Below are 16024 nucleotides of genomic sequence, written 5' to 3'. Positions count from 1 at the left end.
GTGAACGACACCGTCCTCCAGTACGTCCTCGCGGCCGTCGTCGTCCTGCCGCTGCTCGGCGCCGTCGGCGCCCTGCTGCCGCCCCCGCCCGGCCTGAAGGGCAAGAGCCCCGACCAGGCCGTGCTGCGCCACGGGGTGACCGTCACCGGTCTCGTGCTCGCACTCACCGTCGTCCTGGCCGCCGGGTTCGACCACGGCAGGCCGGCGACGATGCAGGCCACCACCGACATCAACTGGATCCCGGCGCTCGGCATCCACCTCCACCTCGGTGTCGACGGCATCAGCCTCCCCCTCCTCGTCCTGACCGCGCTGCTGACCTTCCTCTGCGCGCTCTACAGCTACTTCAAGATGCCCGCGGGCCCCTCCCCGAAGGCGTTCGTCGCGCTCCTGCTCCTGCTGGAGTCGGGCACGCTGGCGACCTTCGCCGTGCTCGACCTGGTGCTCTTCTTCCTGGCCTTCGAGACGGTCCTGATCCCGATGTACTTCCTCATCGCCCGCTGGGGCGGCGAGAACCGGGAGAAGTCCGCCCTCCGCTTCATCCTCTACACGCTGCTCGGTTCCGTGGTCATGCTGCTCGGCCTGCTCCTCGTCGGGGTGAAGGCCGGCACATTCGACATGGTGGCACTCGCCACTGACAACGCGTCACCGCTGAGTCACTCCACGCAACTGATCGCCGTCCTCGCCATCGGCATCGGCCTCGCCGTGAAGGCCCCGATGTGGCCGCTGCACAGCTGGCTCCCCGACGCCCACACCGCGGCCCCCACCGTCGGCTCCGTGCTGCTGGCCGGTGTCCTGCTGAAGATGGGCACCTACGGTTTCGTGCGCATCCTCCTGCCGGTCGCCCCCGACGGCATGCGGACCTTCGCTCCCTACCTGGCCGCCTTCGCCGTCGTCGGCATCATCTACGGATCGCTGGCCTGCCTGGCGCTGGCCCGCAGCGGCTCCGGCGGCGACCTCAAGCGCCTGATCGCCTACAGCTCCGTCGGCCACATGGGCTTCGTCCTGCTGGGCATCGCCACGCTGACCCCGACCGGCGTCAACGGCGCGCTCTTCGCCAACATCGCCCACGGCCTGATCACCGGCCTGCTCTTCTTCCTGGTCGGCGCCCTGAAGGACCGCTACGGCACCACCGACCTGGACGGCCTCGCCGGCCGGACCGGCGCCGCGCTCTACGGCCGCGCCCCCCGGATGGGCGGCCTGCTGGCCTTCGCCGCCGTCGCCTCCCTCGGCCTGCCGGGCCTGGCCGGCTTCTGGGGCGAGATGCTGGCCATGTTCGGCTCCTTCAAGCCCGCCGCGGGCCTGGACCGGGGCGCGTACCTGACGTTCACCGCGATCGCCGCGTTCGGCACCCTGCTGACCGCCGCGTACCTCCTGGTCGTCGTGCGCCGCGTCTGCATGGGCGACCGCGACACCGTCACCGGCGCCCCGGCCCTCGCCGACGTCCGGGGCTACGAGTTCGCCGCATGGACCCCGCTGGTCGCCCTCACCGTCCTGGCCGGCCTGTGGCCCGCCGTCCTGCTCGGCCTGACCGACCCGGCCGTGCGCTCCCTGCTCGGAGGCAGCTGATGAGCCCCCTCGCCACCTCCGTCATCCAGTCCGTCGACTGGGCGGCGATCGCGCCGCCCGCCGTCGTCGCGGCGGCCGCGCTGGTCGTCCTCGTGACCGACCTGTTCCTCCCCGAGGGCCGCAAGCAGGCGCTCGCCTGGATCACCGTCGGCGGCCTCGTCCTGGCCGGGCTCGGCCTGCTGCCGCTGCTGGACGGCGACCGCACCACCTTCTGCCTCGTCGGCAGCCCCCGCGAGTGCTCCTACGTCGCCGACCACTTCACCCTGGTCGTCCAGCTACTGGTGCTGGCCGGAGCACTGGTCGCCGCCCTGCTCTCCGTGCACCTGATGGAGAAGATGCCGGCCGGCGAGTTCTGGTTCCTGCTGCTGTCCTCGGCCGCCGGCGCCGCCCTGCTGCCCGCCTCCCGCGACCTGGCGACCCTGGTCATCGCGCTGGAGGTCACCACGCTGCCGTCCTTCGCCCTCGTCGGCCTGCGCCGCGGCGACCGGCTGTCGGGCGAGGCGGCACTGAAGTTCTTCCTCACCTCCGTCGCGGCGACCGCGGTCACCCTGCTGGGCGTCAGCTTCGTCTACGCCGCCACCGGCACCCTGCACCTGACCGCCGTCGCCCGGGGCCTGGACACGGTCGATCCCCGCCTGGACACCCTCGCCGCCGCGGGCGCCGCGCTCACCGTCGTCGGCTTCGCCTTCAAGCTCGCCGTCGCCCCCTTCCACTTCTGGGTGCCCGACACGTACACCGGCGCCCCGCTGCCCGTCGCGGGCTACCTCTCCGTCGTCGGCAAGGCGGCCGGTTTCTCCGGCCTCATCCTGGTGACGGTCGTCGCCTTCGAGCCGTACGCGCACGTGTGGGGCCCCGCCGTCGCGGTGCTGGCCGCGCTCACCATGACCGTCGGCAATGTCGCCGCCCTGCGCCAGCGCCCCGGCCAGTCGCGCAGCGCGGTACGCCTGCTGGCCTGGTCCTCCATCGGCCAGGCGGGCTACCTCCTGGTGCCGGTCGCCGCCGCCGCGTACGCCGACCCGCAGCGTCAGGTCGGCATCACCCTGGCGTACGCGCTGATGTACGGGGCCGTGAACCTCGGCGCCTTCGCCGTCGCCGCCCTCGTCGGCCGCACCGCGCCCGGCAACCGGCTCACCGACTACCGCGGCCTGTACGCGCGCCACCCCTTCGCGGCGCTGGCCATGGCCTTCTTCCTGCTCTGCCTGGCCGGCCTGCCGCCGGGCGTCATCGGCCTCTTCGCCAAGGTCGCCGTCTTCTCCTCCGCGGTCGACGCGGGCCTGGGCTGGCTGGCCGCCGTCATGGCCGTCAACGTCGTCATCGCCCTGGTGTACTACCTGCGCTGGACGGCCGTGCTCTTCACCCGCGCGGAGGCCCCGGCCGCCGACGCGACATCCGCCGAGCGCACCCGTACGCCCGCGCCCCTGACGGCCGCCATCGCGCTCACTGCCGTCGTCGGCGTCGCCCTGTCGGGCGCGCCGCAGCTCGTCCTGCGCTTCGCTTCGAGCACGCTGCTCTGAGCGTTCTGTGAAAAGCGCACAAGGGAACTAACGCCCCCCCGGTGGCGTTGGCCCTTACAGGAGGTTCTCCTAGGAAAACGGAGAAAACGTCTTCCTGCTGCACATCTTGGAGGGTGACTGTGCACCGCCGGCACAACGGGCTGAAGACCGCCGCGCTCCTCGGCGGACTGTCGGCACTCATCCTGATCATCGGCAGTTTCTTCGGGCGTACGGGACTGATCGTCGCGCTGGTCGTGGCGCTCGGCACCAATGCGTACGCCTACTGGAACAGCGACAAGCTCGCCCTGAGGGCGATGCGCGCGCGGCCGGTGAGCGAGTTCGAGGCCCCGGCGCTCTACCGGATGGTCCGCGAGCTCTCCACCGCCGCACGGCAGCCGATGCCCCGGCTCTACATCTCGCCGACCGAGGCGCCCAACGCCTTCGCCACCGGCCGCAACCCGCGCAACGCCGCGGTGTGCTGCACCGAGGGCATCCTGCGCATCCTGGACGAGCGCGAGCTGCGGGGCGTCATCGGCCACGAGCTCAGCCATGTCTACAACCGCGACATCCTCATCTCCTCGGTGGCCGGCGCCCTGGCCTCCGTCGTGATGTTCCTGGTCAACTTCGCCTGGCTGATCCCCATCGGCCGCTCCGACGACGACGAGGGCCCCGGCCTGCTCGGCATGCTGCTCCTGATGATCCTGGGCCCGCTGGCCGCGTCCCTGATCCAGCTCGCCGTCAGCAGGTCCCGCGAGTACGAGGCCGACGCCTCCGGCGCCCGCCTCACCGGTGACCCGCTCGCCCTGGCCTCCGCCCTGCGCAAGCTGGACGCGGGCACCAAGCGCCTGCCGCTGCGGCCCGAGCCGCGGCTGGAGACCACCAGCCACCTGATGATCGCCAACCCGTTCCGCCCGAGCGACGCGTCCAAGCTCTTCTCGACCCACCCCCCGATGGCCGAGCGCATCGCCCGGCTGGAGGAGATGGCCGGCCACCGCCGCTGAGCGCCGGCCACCGAACCCGCGCGGGCCCCGCCCGCGCTCCCGTGGGAGGCTGACAGCATGAAGACGATCAACCTCATTCTCAACGTCGTGTGGCTGATCATCTGGGGGCTGTGGATGGCCATCGGCTACGCCCTGCTCGGCCTGCTGATGTTCATCTTCATCATCACGATCCCGTGGGGCATCGCCTCCCTGCGGATCGCCAACTACGTGCTGTGGCCGTTCGGCCGCACCACGGTGCAGCGCCCGGACGCCGGCGTCGCCTCGACGCTCGGCAACATCATCTGGCTGATCTTCGCGGGCATCTGGCTCGCCATCGGTCACGTCGTCGCGGGCGTCGGCTTCTGCCTGACGATCATCGGCATCCCCTTCGGCATCGCCAACTTCAAGATGGTGCCGATCTCCCTGCTGCCGCTCGGCCGCGAGATCGTCCCCGTCGAGGAGTAGGGCCGCCGCCGCGGGCTCAGCCGGGCTCAGCCCGGCTCGATGTTGTGGTTGAGCCGGAAGACGTTGCCCGGGTCGTACTCGGTCTTCACGCGGGCGAGGCGGCTCAGATTGTGCGCGCCGAACCCGGCGATGACCCGGCCCTCGCCCTCGTCGCCGATGAAGTTGAGGTAGACCGCGCCGATGGACCACGGCTTCATGTCCTCGCGCACGTCGTGGGCCCACTGCCGGGCGCGGCCGTCGTCCGCGGGACTCTCCCACAGGCCGAAGGGATGGGCGACCCAGGCGGCACGACGCCACGGCAGCGGATAGTCGTCCGGACCGTGCGCCATGGCACCGCCGCCGGGGAAGAGGACCTGCTGCGAGGGGGAGGGGACCACCATCGCGCGGGAGCGCGCATAGAAGCGCTCCACGGCCTCGTCGGGCAGCGCGGAGAGGTACTCCGCCGACCAGTAGTTGCGATAGCCCGGAGGATTGTCCAGCAGGCACTGCAGCTCCGCGTACGGAAGCTCGGCGATCATGCTGCCCTCGGGGGAGAGGGACAGCAGCGGCGCGATCAGCTCCCGCGCCGGCTCCTCCTGGCCGATGTACGTCACCAAGGCGGCGGCCACCAAAGCGCCCGCCATGTGCGGCGGAACGAAGTCCTCCGGCGGCGCCGTCGCATAGAGGACGGCCCCGCCGACCTCCGGCGGTGCCGACTCCATGAAGTCCCGGTAGGCGCGCACGACTTCGGGGCCCGCCGCCGACGGCCACAGCAGCAGGGCGGCGGTCATCCGCGGCACTTGGTGCAGCCGCAGCGTCAAGGAGGTGGCTACGCCGAAGTTGCCGCCGCCACCATGCAGAGCCCAGAACAGCTCGGGGTTCTCGTCCTGCGCGGCACGCACCATGGTGCCGTCGGCGGTGACGAGTTCGACCTCCTCCAGGCTGTCGCAGGCAAGTCCGAACCGGCGCTCCAGCCACCCCGAACCGCCGCCCAGGGCGAGACCGCCCACCCCGGTCGTCGACACCCGGCCACCGGTCGTGGCCAGGTCGTACGGCTGGGTCGCGCGGTCCAGATGGGTCATCAGGGCGCCGCCCCCGACCCGCGCCGTACGCGCCCGGGGATCGACCACCACCGCGTGCATCCGGCGGAGGTCGACCACGAGGCCGCCGTCGTTCAGGGCGTTGCCGGCGACACTGTGCCCGCCACCGCGCACCGCGACCTCCAGCCCGCGCTCCCCGGCGAAGCGGAGCGCCGACGCCACGTCCCCGGACGACTCGCAGAGCGCGACGACCGCCGGACGCCGGTCGATCATCGCGTTGAAGACGGTGCGGTTCTCGTCGTACACCGGGTCGCCCGGAGTGACGACCTCGCCGTCGAAGCCGGAACGCAGCGCGTCCAGTGCCGTGTCGTCGAGTACCCGGGGTGCCATGGAGTGCCCCTCTCTCCTCCTCCACGGTAGGACGGGGGTACGGGCGGGGCACGTCGGGCCGCAGGCCGCCCCCGAGGGGCGGCCGGGCCTAGCCGGACAGCCCCGCCGCCAGCGTCGCCCCGAGCTCCCAGCAGGCCTCCAGATCGGCCTTGGAGGGCTCACCGGTGACCGTGACCTCCGCGGCCGCCTGCTCCCACCCCAGGCCCGTGGTGATCGACCGGATCCCGCGCACGGTGCCCGTGACGTCGCTCCCGCCGTGCACCCAGTAGCCGAAGGGACGGCCGCGCGTGGCGTCCAGGCACGGGTAGTAGACCTGGTCGAAGAAGTGCTTCAGCGCCCCCGACATGTAGCCGAGGTTCGCGGTCGTGCCCAACAGGTAGGCGTCCGCCGCCAGCACGTCGGAGGCCGTCGCGGACAGCGCGGGCCGCCGCACGACGTCCACGCCCTCGATCTCGTCCGTCGTGGCGCCCGAGACGACCGCCTCGAACATCGCCTGCAGATTCGGCGAGGGCGTGTGATGGACGATCAGGAGCGTGGCCACCTCAGCCGACCACGGCCGGCGCGGCGGGGATGCTGTCCATGAAGGAGCTGACGGAGAACACGGCGTTGCCCGGGCCCGCCGGACCGTACCCGGGCGGCGAGGACAGCCCGAACTCCTCCAGCGTCGCGCGGTACACGTCCAGCAGCCGGATGTGGTACTCCAGCGGCGCGCCCTCCGGGTTGGCCTTGCCGAGCGGCGTCGTCGGCTCGGGGCACCAGGTGGTGAAGCGCGGCGTGATGCCCCGCGACATGAAGAAGCGCAGCCCCTCGGCAGTGGAGTCGATCGCCTCGCCGACACTGCTGAAGCCGAACGGCTCGGCCATCTCCACGCCCGCCACGAAGTTCGGGATCACATTGCGCGGGCCGAAGATCTCGGCGGAGTCCAGGATGCGGCAGTGCCACTCGTCACGGCCGACATGCTGCTCCTTGCCGGGGCAGTACAGCTCGAACAGCCGCCGGTCCCACACCTCGTAGTTGGGGTGGTAGATCTGCACGCCGTAGTCCTTGAAGCGCTGCACGTCCTCCTTGGGCAGCGCCTGGGCGACGACCTTGCCGATCCAGCGGCCGGGGAAGCGCTCCTCGATGGCCTTGGCGTAGTGCCCGTAGAAGTCGGCCTCGTCGCGCCCCGCCACCTTGCCGGTGATCGCGCCACCGGTGAGGGTGTACGCCGTGGAGGTCTTCGCCGTGTCGTACTTGTCGATGATCTCCAGCGCCTCCAGCACCTCCTCGACCGGCTTCACACCCGTGTAGGGGCGGCCGGCCGCCTTGTGCTGGCGCCAGTTGTGGTTGATGTCGCAGTACTGGCACTCCGCCTTGGCGCCGAAGTACTGGCAGACGCGGAAGACCGTCAGGTAGACGAGGTAGCCCCACTGGATCGTCGGCGCGACCTCCATCACCGACTTCCCGTTCTCCAGGGTGTGCCGGTAGTAGTCCGGCATCGGCGGCAGACCCACGTCCGCGATGCGCACCCCGTCCAGGTACAGCCCGAGCACCCCGCGGCCACCGGCCTGCACACGGTACGGCGACGCCGGGTTGACGCGTACCGACACCACCGTGCGGCGCAGGTCGTACGGGCCGCCGGTGAGCACGATCTCCTCGGGCGGGCGGTTCAGCGCGGCGGCGCCCAGCTCCGGCAGCGTGCGGTGGTCGAAGGAGAAGATGAAGTACGACTTCGGTTTCACATCGCCGTCGTCGCCACCGCTCAGCGCGGAATCGTCGAACGCGATCCCGCCGCGCAGCAGGTCCTCCTTGATGACCGCTTCGCGTGGCACGTGCGGGAAGCGGCCCATCAGGTCTTCCACCACAGCGGTGCGGTTCTGCATTGCCCGGCTCCATCCTCGAGACGACTGCCCGGGTCCCACATGGGGGGTGGGCCCGAGGAGACCTTCAACGAAAGACCCTACGCATGCCGGGGCGTTTCCGATGGGGGCCCCTCCCGTTCACCCGGTGTCAGGTTCGTGGTGAAACCCGCCCAAACCCGCCCGCGCCGGCGCGCCCGGCGCCCCCGCGGACCCATCGGCCTACGACAAAGGTCCCGGCCGCCTCCTCCGGCCGGGACCTCGGCGTGCCCGCGGTCAGCGGTAGTTCACGAACTGCAGGGCGAAGTCCAGGTCCTTGCCCTTGAGCAGCGCGATGACCTCCTGCAGGTCGTCCCGGCTCTTCGAGCTCACCCGCAGCTCGTCGCCCTGCACCTGCGCCTTGACGCCCTTCGGCCCCTCATCGCGGATGATCTTGGCGACCTTCTTCGCGTTGTCCTGCGAGATGCCTTCCTCGATGGACGCGAAGATCTTGTACTCCTTGCCGGACAGCTGGGGCTCGCCCGCGTCCAGCACCTTCAGCGAGATCCCGCGCTTGACCAGCTTGGTCTCGAAGACGTCGAGGATCGCCTTGACCCTTTCCTCCGAGTTGGCCTGCATCGCGATCTTGTCCCCGGACCACGCGATCGAAGCGCCGACGTTCTTGAAGTCGTAGCGCTGCGAGATCTCCTTCGCGGCCTGGTTGAGGGCGTTGTCGACCTCCTGCCGCTCGACCTTCGAGACGATGTCGAAACTGGAGTCGGCCATCTTCTGTTGGCTCCTTGGCTCTGATCCGTCAGGTCCGCGACCCGCCACCGGGCCGCTCCCGCAAGCCTAGCCATCCGACCCGCCGGAGGCGCTGATCAATAGGGTGGCGGAGCACCCCCGGGCATCGGGTATTGTTTACGACGTCGCCACGGGGACCACGCACAACGGCCCCTGGAGACACTTCCCAGGCGGTGTGCCCGAGTGGCCAATGGGAGCGGACTGTAAATCCGTCGGCTTAGCCTACCCAGGTTCGAATCCTGGCGCCGCCACAGGAACGAAAAGCCCCCCTGACCAGCAGAAACGCTGATCAGAGGGGCTTTTTTCGTACTCATCTCAGCACTCCCGAACGAGAACCGAAAACAGTGGCTTTGTCTCGCCCTGTCTCGGGTGAGTGACAGCCCTGATCAGGGCGTGTCCCCCAGGTGTCCCCCGGGGGACGGAGGCTCCGGCGTGTGCCACTCCCTGAGCGCCGCGTCGATGCGCTCGTTGGCCCGCTCCCGGGTATGCGCTAGCACCTTGGCGTAGACCCGGAGAAGGACGGCGAGGCTGTGCCCAGCCCTCCGTGCGCACTCCATCGGGTCTACTCCCGAGCTCAGCCAGAACGAGACTCCCGCATGGCGAAGGTCATACGGGCGCCGGGCGAGCGGGGATGCCACCTCCTCTTCTGTGAGCGCTGCGGCCCTCGCCTTGGCCCACACGTCCCCGTAGCCGCTCTCTTGGAGCAGCCCACCGCGCGCGGTGCGGAACAGGCGCCCATCCGGGGCGGTGCCGTGTCGGTCGAGGTGGGTCCGAAGCATTGCGACGAAGTGCGGAGGGATGGGCACCGGCCGTGAGTCCTGTTCGGCACGGGCTTTCAGGTGCCGGGCCTCATGTGCCTTGCCGTCCCTTGTCCAGCCGCGGCCCGCCCGTACGACGCCCCTCCTCAGGGTCAGGACCCCCCATCCGGTGTCCGGCAGGTGGCACCGGTCCCGGGTGAGGGCAGCGGCTTCGGCGGGGCGCATGGCGGCGTAGTAGAGACACCCGAAGAACGCTTCCAGGAGCTCCCCTCGCTGGCCCTGTTCCCGGACACCGGAAAGGAGAGCGCGTACCTGCCGAGGATTGGCGACGGCCTCGGGGTCCACGTCTTCGACGGTCTTCGGCGCCGTCCACTTCACGGCGGCGAGGGGATTGACCGGCATGGTGAAGTACTGCGCCTCCACAGCGAAGCCCAGGACATCGCTCAGGCACGCTCGCTTGCGGCGGGCGGTACGCGCGGCGGCCGGCTTGCCGTCCAGCTTTTTCCCCAGGGCGTCCAATGCCTGTCGGAGAGTCGCCGGATCCTCCAGCGCGGATATGGGAAGTGAGTGGCGCTCCATCCACGCCAGGGAGTCACTGATCTCCTTGGGCGGGGTCTCAGCCCACCGGTTCCGGTTGAAAGCCCAGCCGTAGAGGGCACGTCGCAGGGCGGATTGCTCTGGCATGCCGGCGCGCGTCTTCACGAGGGCGGGCGTGATCGTGGCCAGGGCATCGGCGTACGACTTGCGCGACTTGGCGGGCGCCAGGTCCCACTTGCGGTCCACGTAGTCACGGGCGTGCTGATACCAGGTGACTGAACCGCGCTGCGCCCTCAGCTCCGATACCGGCAGGCCGGACTCTTCATCGAACTGATCGCCGGAACGTACGGCGCTCATCAACTCCGAGCGTCGCCCGTCTGCCTGAGCCTTGAGTGTGTAGCTCTTGGAATGCTTCTTCGCACCCACAAGCCAGCGCAACCGGTATGGCTTGGGTCGGTCCGAGCGGGTCTCTAGCGCGTAAATGCGCACGTCATACGTCAGTTTCATAGATCTCCGATGCCAGGAGTAGGGCCCGCCGGAAGCCTCCGGCGGGCCCTACTTGCTTGATCAGTGGGCGTTCAGCTCGTAGTTCGCCCACCAGGTGTCGAGATCCGTGCGACGGCAGCGGATCTGCCCGTTGGGCAACTTGATGAGACGCGGCGCCTGGCCGCGGGCGCGCATCCGGTAGAAGGCGGCGCGGCTCATGCCGATCTCTTCGAGGACTTCGGGGAGCTTGAGTACGGGCGGGCGGGTCATGGACGGACTCTCCTTCGGGGGTGCGGGCCGCCTTCGGCCCCTTCCTGTCAGGTCCGCTACTTCCGCTACCTCCGCTACCGCCGTGGTCAGATGCATGATCGAGGTAGCGGATACGGGTAGCGGTAGCGGATAGAGCCGCTCCCGGCCCCTGGCCGGCAGGGGGTGGGTGGGCAGCGGGGCGGTAATGGAGTGCCTTCCGTGAGCGAACGCCAGTCCTACAAGAGCCATTCACCCGATGAGCGTTGGACTCCCATCGAGCCTGCGATCACAGCATGGAAGGTTTGACGCATCGTCAATGCCCTGTTGGAGAGGCTGTCTGCAGCCGGGCTGTGCAGCCGGCCTTTGCTGGCTTGTGGAGCACCGAAAATCGTCGGCGCCCAGGTAGCGTGCAGGCGTTCCGCCGCGCTAGTCAGGCAAGTAGGCTCACGGCCATGGGCGCGGGGAAAGAAGTCAGGACGTTCGTCCGATGGATCCGCAAGTACCGGGGCGAGCTGTCCGGAGACTCTGCCGACTGCGGAGAATTTGCATCCCTGTTCCACCTGAGCAGCGAAGATCTGGAGCGGCTGGTCAGTGAGGCCGAGCAACAGGGGCTCATCTCCGTCAGTAAGACGTGGTCGGTGCCGATTTATGGAGAAGGGTTTCGCATCACGATCCGTGCCCAGATGACGGGCCGCGGCCTCGCTGCGGCACGCGACTGGGATCATGCGGACCAGCGGTGGGTCGAGGCCTATGCCCCGCGAGTCCTCGTTTGGGTTCATGAGCAGGGCCTACGAAATGGCCAATATCTCCTCTATGAGGATTTTGCTGCTGCGGAGAACCTGACGCTAGAGGAAGCGACGAAGGCGCTCGACTATGCCAGTGAATGGATCAGTAAAAGTCACGGGAAGCGCGAACGAGCGTATTCCAATGCCTGGATCCGCACGGACCTAGTCGGGATGCGCAACAGTGGGCACGAGTACCGAATCCTGGGACTTGACAGCGATGGTGAAGCCGAACTGTATAAATGGGAGAAGCTCTGGGGCAACGTCAGCAAGCGCCGCCTGGCCGCACAGGACAAAGTCTTGCGCTGGGCTCATCAGAACGGCTCTGATGCGACGCCCCTTGACCCGTCAGGGTTCTTCTCATCTCCTCTCCATTATTTCTATGGAAAACCCCTAGAACCAGAGGAGGTCAGCGAAGCTATCTCCAGCCTTGAGGAATATCAACTACTTATTCTCTCAAGCCGCGAAACTAAGATCTGCATCAAGCTAACCGAAAAAGGCGTGGACTGCGCCGAGTCCGGGAAGACGGTGAGAAAGTTCATGACCAAGAATGAGGGCCGCGAAAAGGTGACGTACAACATTCATGGCCCTGTCCACGGAGGGCAGTTCGGCGACCACAACAGCCAGGTCAACAACTTCGGCATCGACAGGCAGGCGATTCTGGAATTCGTCGGACAAGTGCGCCAGCTCTCTGGGCAGCTTGGTCTCGACGAGCCGATCGAAGCCGACCTCGTCGAAGAGGTTCACGAGCTGGAGCAGGCGTCAACTGAGCAAACACCTGACCGTGGACGCATCCGCTCGGCTTTGGACAAGATCTGCAACGTCCTGACCAGCGCGCCCAACGGCGTAATGGGGCAACTGCTGCTGGGCGCCGGGCAGGCGTTGATCAGCCGTGAACTCGGATGAATCGTCGGCGCTGAGAACCAGCGCCCGCCTGACCAGCTGGGGGTGTCTGGCGGGGCTGGCGCTCACGCTGATCTGTGCTCTCGGCTTCCCTGCCTTGGTTGCCGTGGCGTTTTACTTCGACGGTCGCTAGACCGCCCTGCGCGGGCGAACCACGGGGCGGGTAGCGGATAGAGCGGCGGCGGTAGCGGATGCGCGGGGGCTATCCGCTACCTGATCTAGGGCTCTGACCGGCGCGGTAGCGGAGGTAGCGGAAGTAGCGGACTTTCAGAGGGGGGTGGGCAGTAGCGCTGCCATGCGTCGTGGAGGTCGGTGGCGTAGTAGCCCTTCATGACGTTGCCGCCGGCCTTGATGTTGCGGGCGGTGATGGGGGTGTTGTCGCCGGTCATGTACTCGCGGAGCATCCGGGACAGCCCGCGTGCGTCGAGTGGCTTGCCGGCCATGTCCGCCCACGGTGCCTCTTCGAGGCTGTGGAGGCGGTCCAGGACGGCGACGGTGGGCAGGCGGTCGATGCCGTTGAAGACCTGGTCCCGCAGGTCGGTGAGCAGCCGGATACCGGTGCTGCCCTTGTCGTCCACCTTGGCGGCGTTGACCAGTTCCACGCAGGCTTCCCGGGCCCGCTTGGGCCAGTCCCCGCCGGCCGCGTCCGCTACGGCGAGCAGGGCCTCCCACACGTCCGCGGGCCGGTCGGTGACGCCCTCGGGCATCTTGGGGAAGGCTCCCTCGACTCGATCGCGGACGCTGTCGGCCCATGCGGCGAGGCGGTCTCGCAGTGCGTGTCCTTCGCCCTCGTGGACGCGCTGCCGGAACGGCTCCACGCGCTCGTTGCGGGCCCGGCGACGCATGCGGATGATGACCGAGCGGGTCAGGATCGTGTCCGGCAGCGAGCCGAGTCCGGCGACGGCCACGGCGCAGAACGACGGGAACTCCTGCACTTGCTGGTTGGCTCCGTCGCCCACGCATCGGTACATGACCCCGGAGCGGCGGTGTCCGGCGTTGAGGAATCCCCTCAGTTGTTCGTTCTCCCCGGCCTTGGGGCCGAAGACGGTGTCGATCTCATCGAACAGGATCGTGGGCCGCGCGCTCAGCCCGGATACGGCCCGGAACAGCGCGGACGCGGACGCGTTGACCGCGACCATCGGATACGGGACCAGGGTCTCCACGATCTCCAGCGCCCGGGACTTCCCGCTCGCCGGCTCCGGCGACAGGAACGCCAACCGGGGCGTGGCGTCGAAACAGTCCAGCAGGTGCGCATGCGCGTCCCACAGGACCACCGCGACGTAGGCGGCTTCCAGCGGGAAGACGTTGAACCGGCGGTGGAAGGCTTCCACCTCGCTCAGCAGAGCCGCGCCGTCGCTCATGCGGCCTTCCTCCTCTGGTCTCGGTTGCGCAGCGGACAGCAGTCCCGGTGCGCGGTGTGAGCGTCGATCAGGCGCAGCACGGCGGCTCTCCCAGTGGCTTTGCGGTCGTATCCGCAGGCACACCAGGACCGAGCGACGGCGGTCCGGCGCCAGGACGTGGGCGCGGACACGTGCAACCACGCCACGGGGGTCCGTCCGTCGCCGTGCGGCGGGTCAGGACGAAGAGCTGACAGGACGCCTTCGGCGGCGACCTTCGGCGCACTACCCGCCGCGGACCTGCCGGCCGGTGTGGCGGGGCCGGGGTAGTCGGGGGTGGAGGTGAGGCGTTTCAGGTGGGGGGTGGGTCCGGGGGTGGTCATGCCGTCTCCCGGGGGCGGACCGTGCGCAGGGAGTAGTTCAGTGCGCTACGGATCGTGGCGCGGCACTCGGCAGCGGTGAGCCCCGCCGACTCGCCCGCCTCCTGAAACGCCGTCTCTACGGCCGCTCGGTCGATGTCGCCGCGGGCGACGTACCGGCCCACGCGGATCGCAGCCCGCAGCAGTTCCTCGTTTCGCCGCCCGGCTTCCCGGTGCGCGGCCACGCTGGCGCTCTCGCGTTCGAGTGCGACCGCCGCGCAGCGGGTGGCGTTACGGACAGGCGCCGGCCGGATCGCCGGCGCCGTAGGCTCCTGAGGGGCCGTCAGGGCGCCGTGGAGCCATTTGGGTAGCTCTGCAACGGGGGCGTCGTCCACGACCGTGTACGGGCCGTGTGGCGTCGTGCTGCCGGGGGCGACGACGTATCCGCCCCATCCCCGAGTGTCGATCTTCGGGGCGAGGGTGCCGGCGGTACTCCCGAGCCTGGCCCCGTCCGGGGTGGTGAAGTACAGGTGCATGCCGCCGCCCGCGGTCCGCACGGTGCGGGTGACGGGGACGGGCTGTCCGGCGCGCTCGCAGAGCGCCGTGAAGGAAGTCACGCCGTCAGGCGTTCCTTCTACGTCTGTCGGCTTGAGCGTGTCCAGGTCCACCACGAGCAGCCCGGACGGGCCAGTCGCAATACCGATGTTGAACGGCCGCACCGCCCACGCAGAACGAATGCGGGCGGGGTCGGTGGTGGCGCGCTGCTCCCACTTTCGGTGCCCCGCAGCGCAGTCGCCGGTGCCGGGGCAGGAACGCTCCCCGTGCAGCGCTGGCGTCTTGCTCCCGGGCCGGAGCGGGTGAACGTGCCAGCCGCGTTCCGCCGCGTCCAGGGCGGCGGTCATGAGGTGGCGGTTCACGCGGCAGTCCTCCCTTCCAGACTGGCGGGGAGGTGGACGTCGAGGAGGAGGCTGTAGGCGTGGTGGGCCTGTTGGGGGACAACACCGTTGCCGAGGATCTTGAGCTGTTCCTTACGGACAATGCCGGGAACGGTGGTGACCCACCCGGCAGGCAGGCCCATCATCCATTCCACGAACGCCGGCGACAGGCGCCGATTCCCTCGCGTCCCCGGCTCGGTCGGGCACGGCGCCGGCCGGCCGATGACCTGTTCCCACCGGTGGACCGCGGGCCCGTAGTCGGTGCCGTCGCTCGCGACCCACCGGGCATCGAGCCGGACGGCCTGGCCGGGCAGGTAGAACCGCCCGGAGGTGTCACGCTGGTTCGGCCCACCGTGCGGTCCGTCGCTGGCCGTCGGGGTGGGGAGCAGATTGACCACGAACTCGTTGAGCGGGCGCGCGTTCCTGCCCAGCAGGTTTGAGGCGCCGGACTTCCAGTCCCGCGCCACCGGCGTGGGCAGTAGCCTCACGCCTCCCGCGGTGGCGCCGGGAGCCGGGTGACTGCGGTGCGTAGGTTCATCCCGCCCCGCCTCTTGGGTGAGGTGCCGGGGCCGCCAGTGCCGTCCGAGGTGGTGGGGGTCGGCATCAGCGGGATGGGCAATTGCGAACCAGCGGTCCCGCGGGTGCGGGGCGCCGATGTCGGGGTCACCAGCTCGTAGACATGTCCAGCGCGCGTCATACCCGAGCGCGGCCAGGTCCGCGGCGACGACGTCCAGCCCCCGCGAGCGGAGCGCCGCCACGTTTTCCAGGAAGACGTAGCGCGGTCGAAGGACGCCCACAGCCTCAGCGACGTTTTTCCAGACCCGCGACCACTCACCGTGGATACCGTCCCTTCGTCCAGCGTTGGAGATGTTCCGGCACGGGAACCCCGCACCGATCGCGTCCGGCCGGTGCAGATCGCGGACCTGGCGCCAGTTCGTGCGGGTGATGTCCCCCAGGTTCGGAACCCCGGGGTGGTGGGCGGCGAACACCGTCGCGGCGTGGGGGTCGTTCTCGGCGTAGGCAACGACCCGGCCGCCGGTACCCGCGCCGATCGCGAGTTCCAGACCGCCGTAGCCGGCGCACAACGCCACCAGCCGTAACGGTTGACCGGGCTCTCGCCCGGCAGGGATGGGATGGGTCATTC

General features: G+C 69.4%; 14 protein-coding genes and 1 tRNA gene. 6 read left to right on the top strand and 9 right to left on the bottom strand.

Going from position 1 to position 16024, the window contains the following annotated elements:
* From ABZ883_RS07050 to ABZ883_RS07035, 4 genes are all read left to right on the top strand, one after another.
* Positions 1 to 1566 (top strand): NADH-quinone oxidoreductase subunit M, encoded by a 1566-nt coding sequence (locus tag ABZ883_RS07050; RefSeq protein WP_360902722.1) that lies wholly within the window; start codon positions 1 to 3, stop codon positions 1564 to 1566.
* Positions 1566 to 3080 (top strand): NADH-quinone oxidoreductase subunit N, encoded by a 1515-nt coding sequence (locus tag ABZ883_RS07045; protein WP_360902719.1) that lies wholly within the window; start codon positions 1566 to 1568, stop codon positions 3078 to 3080. The genes ABZ883_RS07050 and ABZ883_RS07045 overlap by 1 nt, the downstream gene beginning before the upstream one ends.
* A gap of 119 nt (positions 3081 to 3199) precedes the next feature.
* Positions 3200 to 4060 carry a zinc metalloprotease HtpX gene (gene htpX / locus ABZ883_RS07040; protein WP_360902961.1) on the top strand — a complete coding sequence of 287 codons (861 nt, stop codon included), beginning with the start codon at positions 3200 to 3202 and terminating at the stop codon, positions 4058 to 4060.
* Positions 4061 to 4117: 57 nt separating this feature from the next.
* Positions 4118 to 4504 carry a YccF domain-containing protein gene (locus ABZ883_RS07035; protein WP_360902716.1) on the top strand — a complete coding sequence of 129 codons (387 nt, stop codon included), beginning with the start codon at positions 4118 to 4120 and terminating at the stop codon, positions 4502 to 4504.
* Between the two features lie 26 nt (positions 4505 to 4530).
* On the opposite strand, the gene ABZ883_RS07030 is transcribed toward ABZ883_RS07035, so the two are convergent.
* The 4 genes from ABZ883_RS07030 to ABZ883_RS07015 all read right to left on the bottom strand — a co-directional run bounded on the left by ABZ883_RS07030 (position 4531) and on the right by ABZ883_RS07015 (position 8516).
* Positions 4531 to 5913 (bottom strand): FAD-binding oxidoreductase, encoded by a 1383-nt coding sequence (locus ABZ883_RS07030; protein WP_360902713.1) that lies wholly within the window; start codon positions 5911 to 5913, stop codon positions 4531 to 4533.
* A gap of 88 nt (positions 5914 to 6001) precedes the next feature.
* Positions 6002 to 6454 carry a flavodoxin family protein gene (locus ABZ883_RS07025; protein ID WP_360902710.1) on the bottom strand — a complete coding sequence of 151 codons (453 nt, stop codon included), beginning with the start codon at positions 6452 to 6454 and terminating at the stop codon, positions 6002 to 6004.
* Position 6455: 1 nt separating this feature from the next.
* Positions 6456 to 7775, bottom strand: a complete 1320-nt coding sequence (locus ABZ883_RS07020; protein ID WP_360902707.1) for a radical SAM protein — start codon at positions 7773 to 7775, stop codon at positions 6456 to 6458.
* Between the two features lie 252 nt (positions 7776 to 8027).
* Positions 8028 to 8516 carry a YajQ family cyclic di-GMP-binding protein gene (locus ABZ883_RS07015; protein WP_360902704.1) on the bottom strand — a complete coding sequence of 163 codons (489 nt, stop codon included), beginning with the start codon at positions 8514 to 8516 and terminating at the stop codon, positions 8028 to 8030.
* A gap of 187 nt (positions 8517 to 8703) precedes the next feature.
* Between ABZ883_RS07015 and ABZ883_RS07010 the strand changes: the two genes are divergently transcribed.
* Positions 8704 to 8785: transfer RNA gene (locus ABZ883_RS07010), tRNA-Tyr, on the top strand.
* A gap of 135 nt (positions 8786 to 8920) precedes the next feature.
* On the opposite strand, the gene ABZ883_RS07005 is transcribed toward ABZ883_RS07010, so the two are convergent.
* Together ABZ883_RS07005 and ABZ883_RS07000 are read right to left on the bottom strand one after the other, a co-directional pair.
* The gene (locus tag ABZ883_RS07005) at positions 8921 to 10336 is read right to left on the bottom strand and encodes a site-specific integrase (protein ID WP_360902701.1); all 1416 of its coding nucleotides are present in this window, start codon (positions 10334 to 10336) and stop codon (positions 8921 to 8923) included.
* 60 nt (positions 10337 to 10396) lie between these two features.
* Positions 10397 to 10585, bottom strand: coding sequence for a helix-turn-helix domain-containing protein (locus ABZ883_RS07000; protein ID WP_360902698.1), 189 nt, complete (start codon positions 10583 to 10585; stop codon positions 10397 to 10399).
* Between the two features lie 431 nt (positions 10586 to 11016).
* On the opposite strand from ABZ883_RS07000, the gene ABZ883_RS06995 reads away from it, so the two are divergent.
* Positions 11017 to 12252: a hypothetical protein gene (locus ABZ883_RS06995; RefSeq protein WP_360902695.1), complete on the top strand. Its 1236-nt coding sequence runs from the start codon at positions 11017 to 11019 to the stop codon at positions 12250 to 12252.
* A 215-nt stretch (positions 12253 to 12467) separates the two neighbouring features.
* On the opposite strand, the gene ABZ883_RS06990 is transcribed toward ABZ883_RS06995, so the two are convergent.
* The 3 genes from ABZ883_RS06990 to ABZ883_RS06980 form a co-directional block, all read right to left on the bottom strand.
* A complete protein-coding gene (locus ABZ883_RS06990) occupies positions 12468 to 13610 on the bottom strand; it encodes a DUF3631 domain-containing protein (protein WP_360902692.1) in 1143 nt (380 codons plus the stop codon).
* Positions 13611 to 13965: 355 nt separating this feature from the next.
* Positions 13966 to 14847 (bottom strand): bifunctional DNA primase/polymerase, encoded by an 882-nt coding sequence (locus ABZ883_RS06985; protein WP_360902689.1) that lies wholly within the window; start codon positions 14845 to 14847, stop codon positions 13966 to 13968.
* An 11-nt stretch (positions 14848 to 14858) separates the two neighbouring features.
* Complete coding sequence (locus tag ABZ883_RS06980; RefSeq protein WP_360902686.1) at positions 14859 to 16022, bottom strand: DNA cytosine methyltransferase; 1164 nt, start codon at positions 16020 to 16022, stop codon at positions 14859 to 14861.
* Between the last annotated feature and the right edge of the window lie 2 nt (positions 16023 to 16024).

Origin of the sequence: Streptomyces sp. NPDC046977 (assembly GCF_040644455.1) — a bacterium.
Lineage (GTDB): Bacteria > Actinomycetota > Actinomycetes > Streptomycetales > Streptomycetaceae > Actinacidiphila.
Note: the sequence above shows the minus strand (reverse complement) of the source record. Positions and strands in the feature narration are given on the sequence as shown.

Coding starts and splice junctions, on each gene's coding strand:
- ABZ883_RS07045 (WP_360902719.1), top strand. CDS start 1,566: ATGAGCCCCCTCGCCACCTCCGTCATCCAGTCCGTCGACTGGGCGGCG.
- ABZ883_RS07020 (WP_360902707.1), bottom strand. CDS start 7,775: ATGCAGAACCGCACCGCTGTGGTGGAAGACCTGATGGGCCGCTTCCCG.
- ABZ883_RS07000 (WP_360902698.1), bottom strand. CDS start 10,585: ATGACCCGCCCGCCCGTACTCAAGCTCCCCGAAGTCCTCGAAGAGATC.
- ABZ883_RS07030 (WP_360902713.1), bottom strand. CDS start 5,913: ATGGCACCCCGGGTACTCGACGACACGGCACTGGACGCGCTGCGTTCC.
- ABZ883_RS06985 (WP_360902689.1), bottom strand. CDS start 14,847: ATGACCGCCGCCCTGGACGCGGCGGAACGCGGCTGGCACGTTCACCCG.
- ABZ883_RS06980 (WP_360902686.1), bottom strand. CDS start 16,022: ATGACCCATCCCATCCCTGCCGGGCGAGAGCCCGGTCAACCGTTACGG.
- ABZ883_RS06990 (WP_360902692.1), bottom strand. CDS start 13,610: ATGAGCGACGGCGCGGCTCTGCTGAGCGAGGTGGAAGCCTTCCACCGC.
- ABZ883_RS07035 (WP_360902716.1), top strand. CDS start 4,118: ATGAAGACGATCAACCTCATTCTCAACGTCGTGTGGCTGATCATCTGG.
- ABZ883_RS06995 (WP_360902695.1), top strand. CDS start 11,017: ATGGGCGCGGGGAAAGAAGTCAGGACGTTCGTCCGATGGATCCGCAAG.
- ABZ883_RS07005 (WP_360902701.1), bottom strand. CDS start 10,336: ATGAAACTGACGTATGACGTGCGCATTTACGCGCTAGAGACCCGCTCG.
- ABZ883_RS07015 (WP_360902704.1), bottom strand. CDS start 8,516: ATGGCCGACTCCAGTTTCGACATCGTCTCGAAGGTCGAGCGGCAGGAG.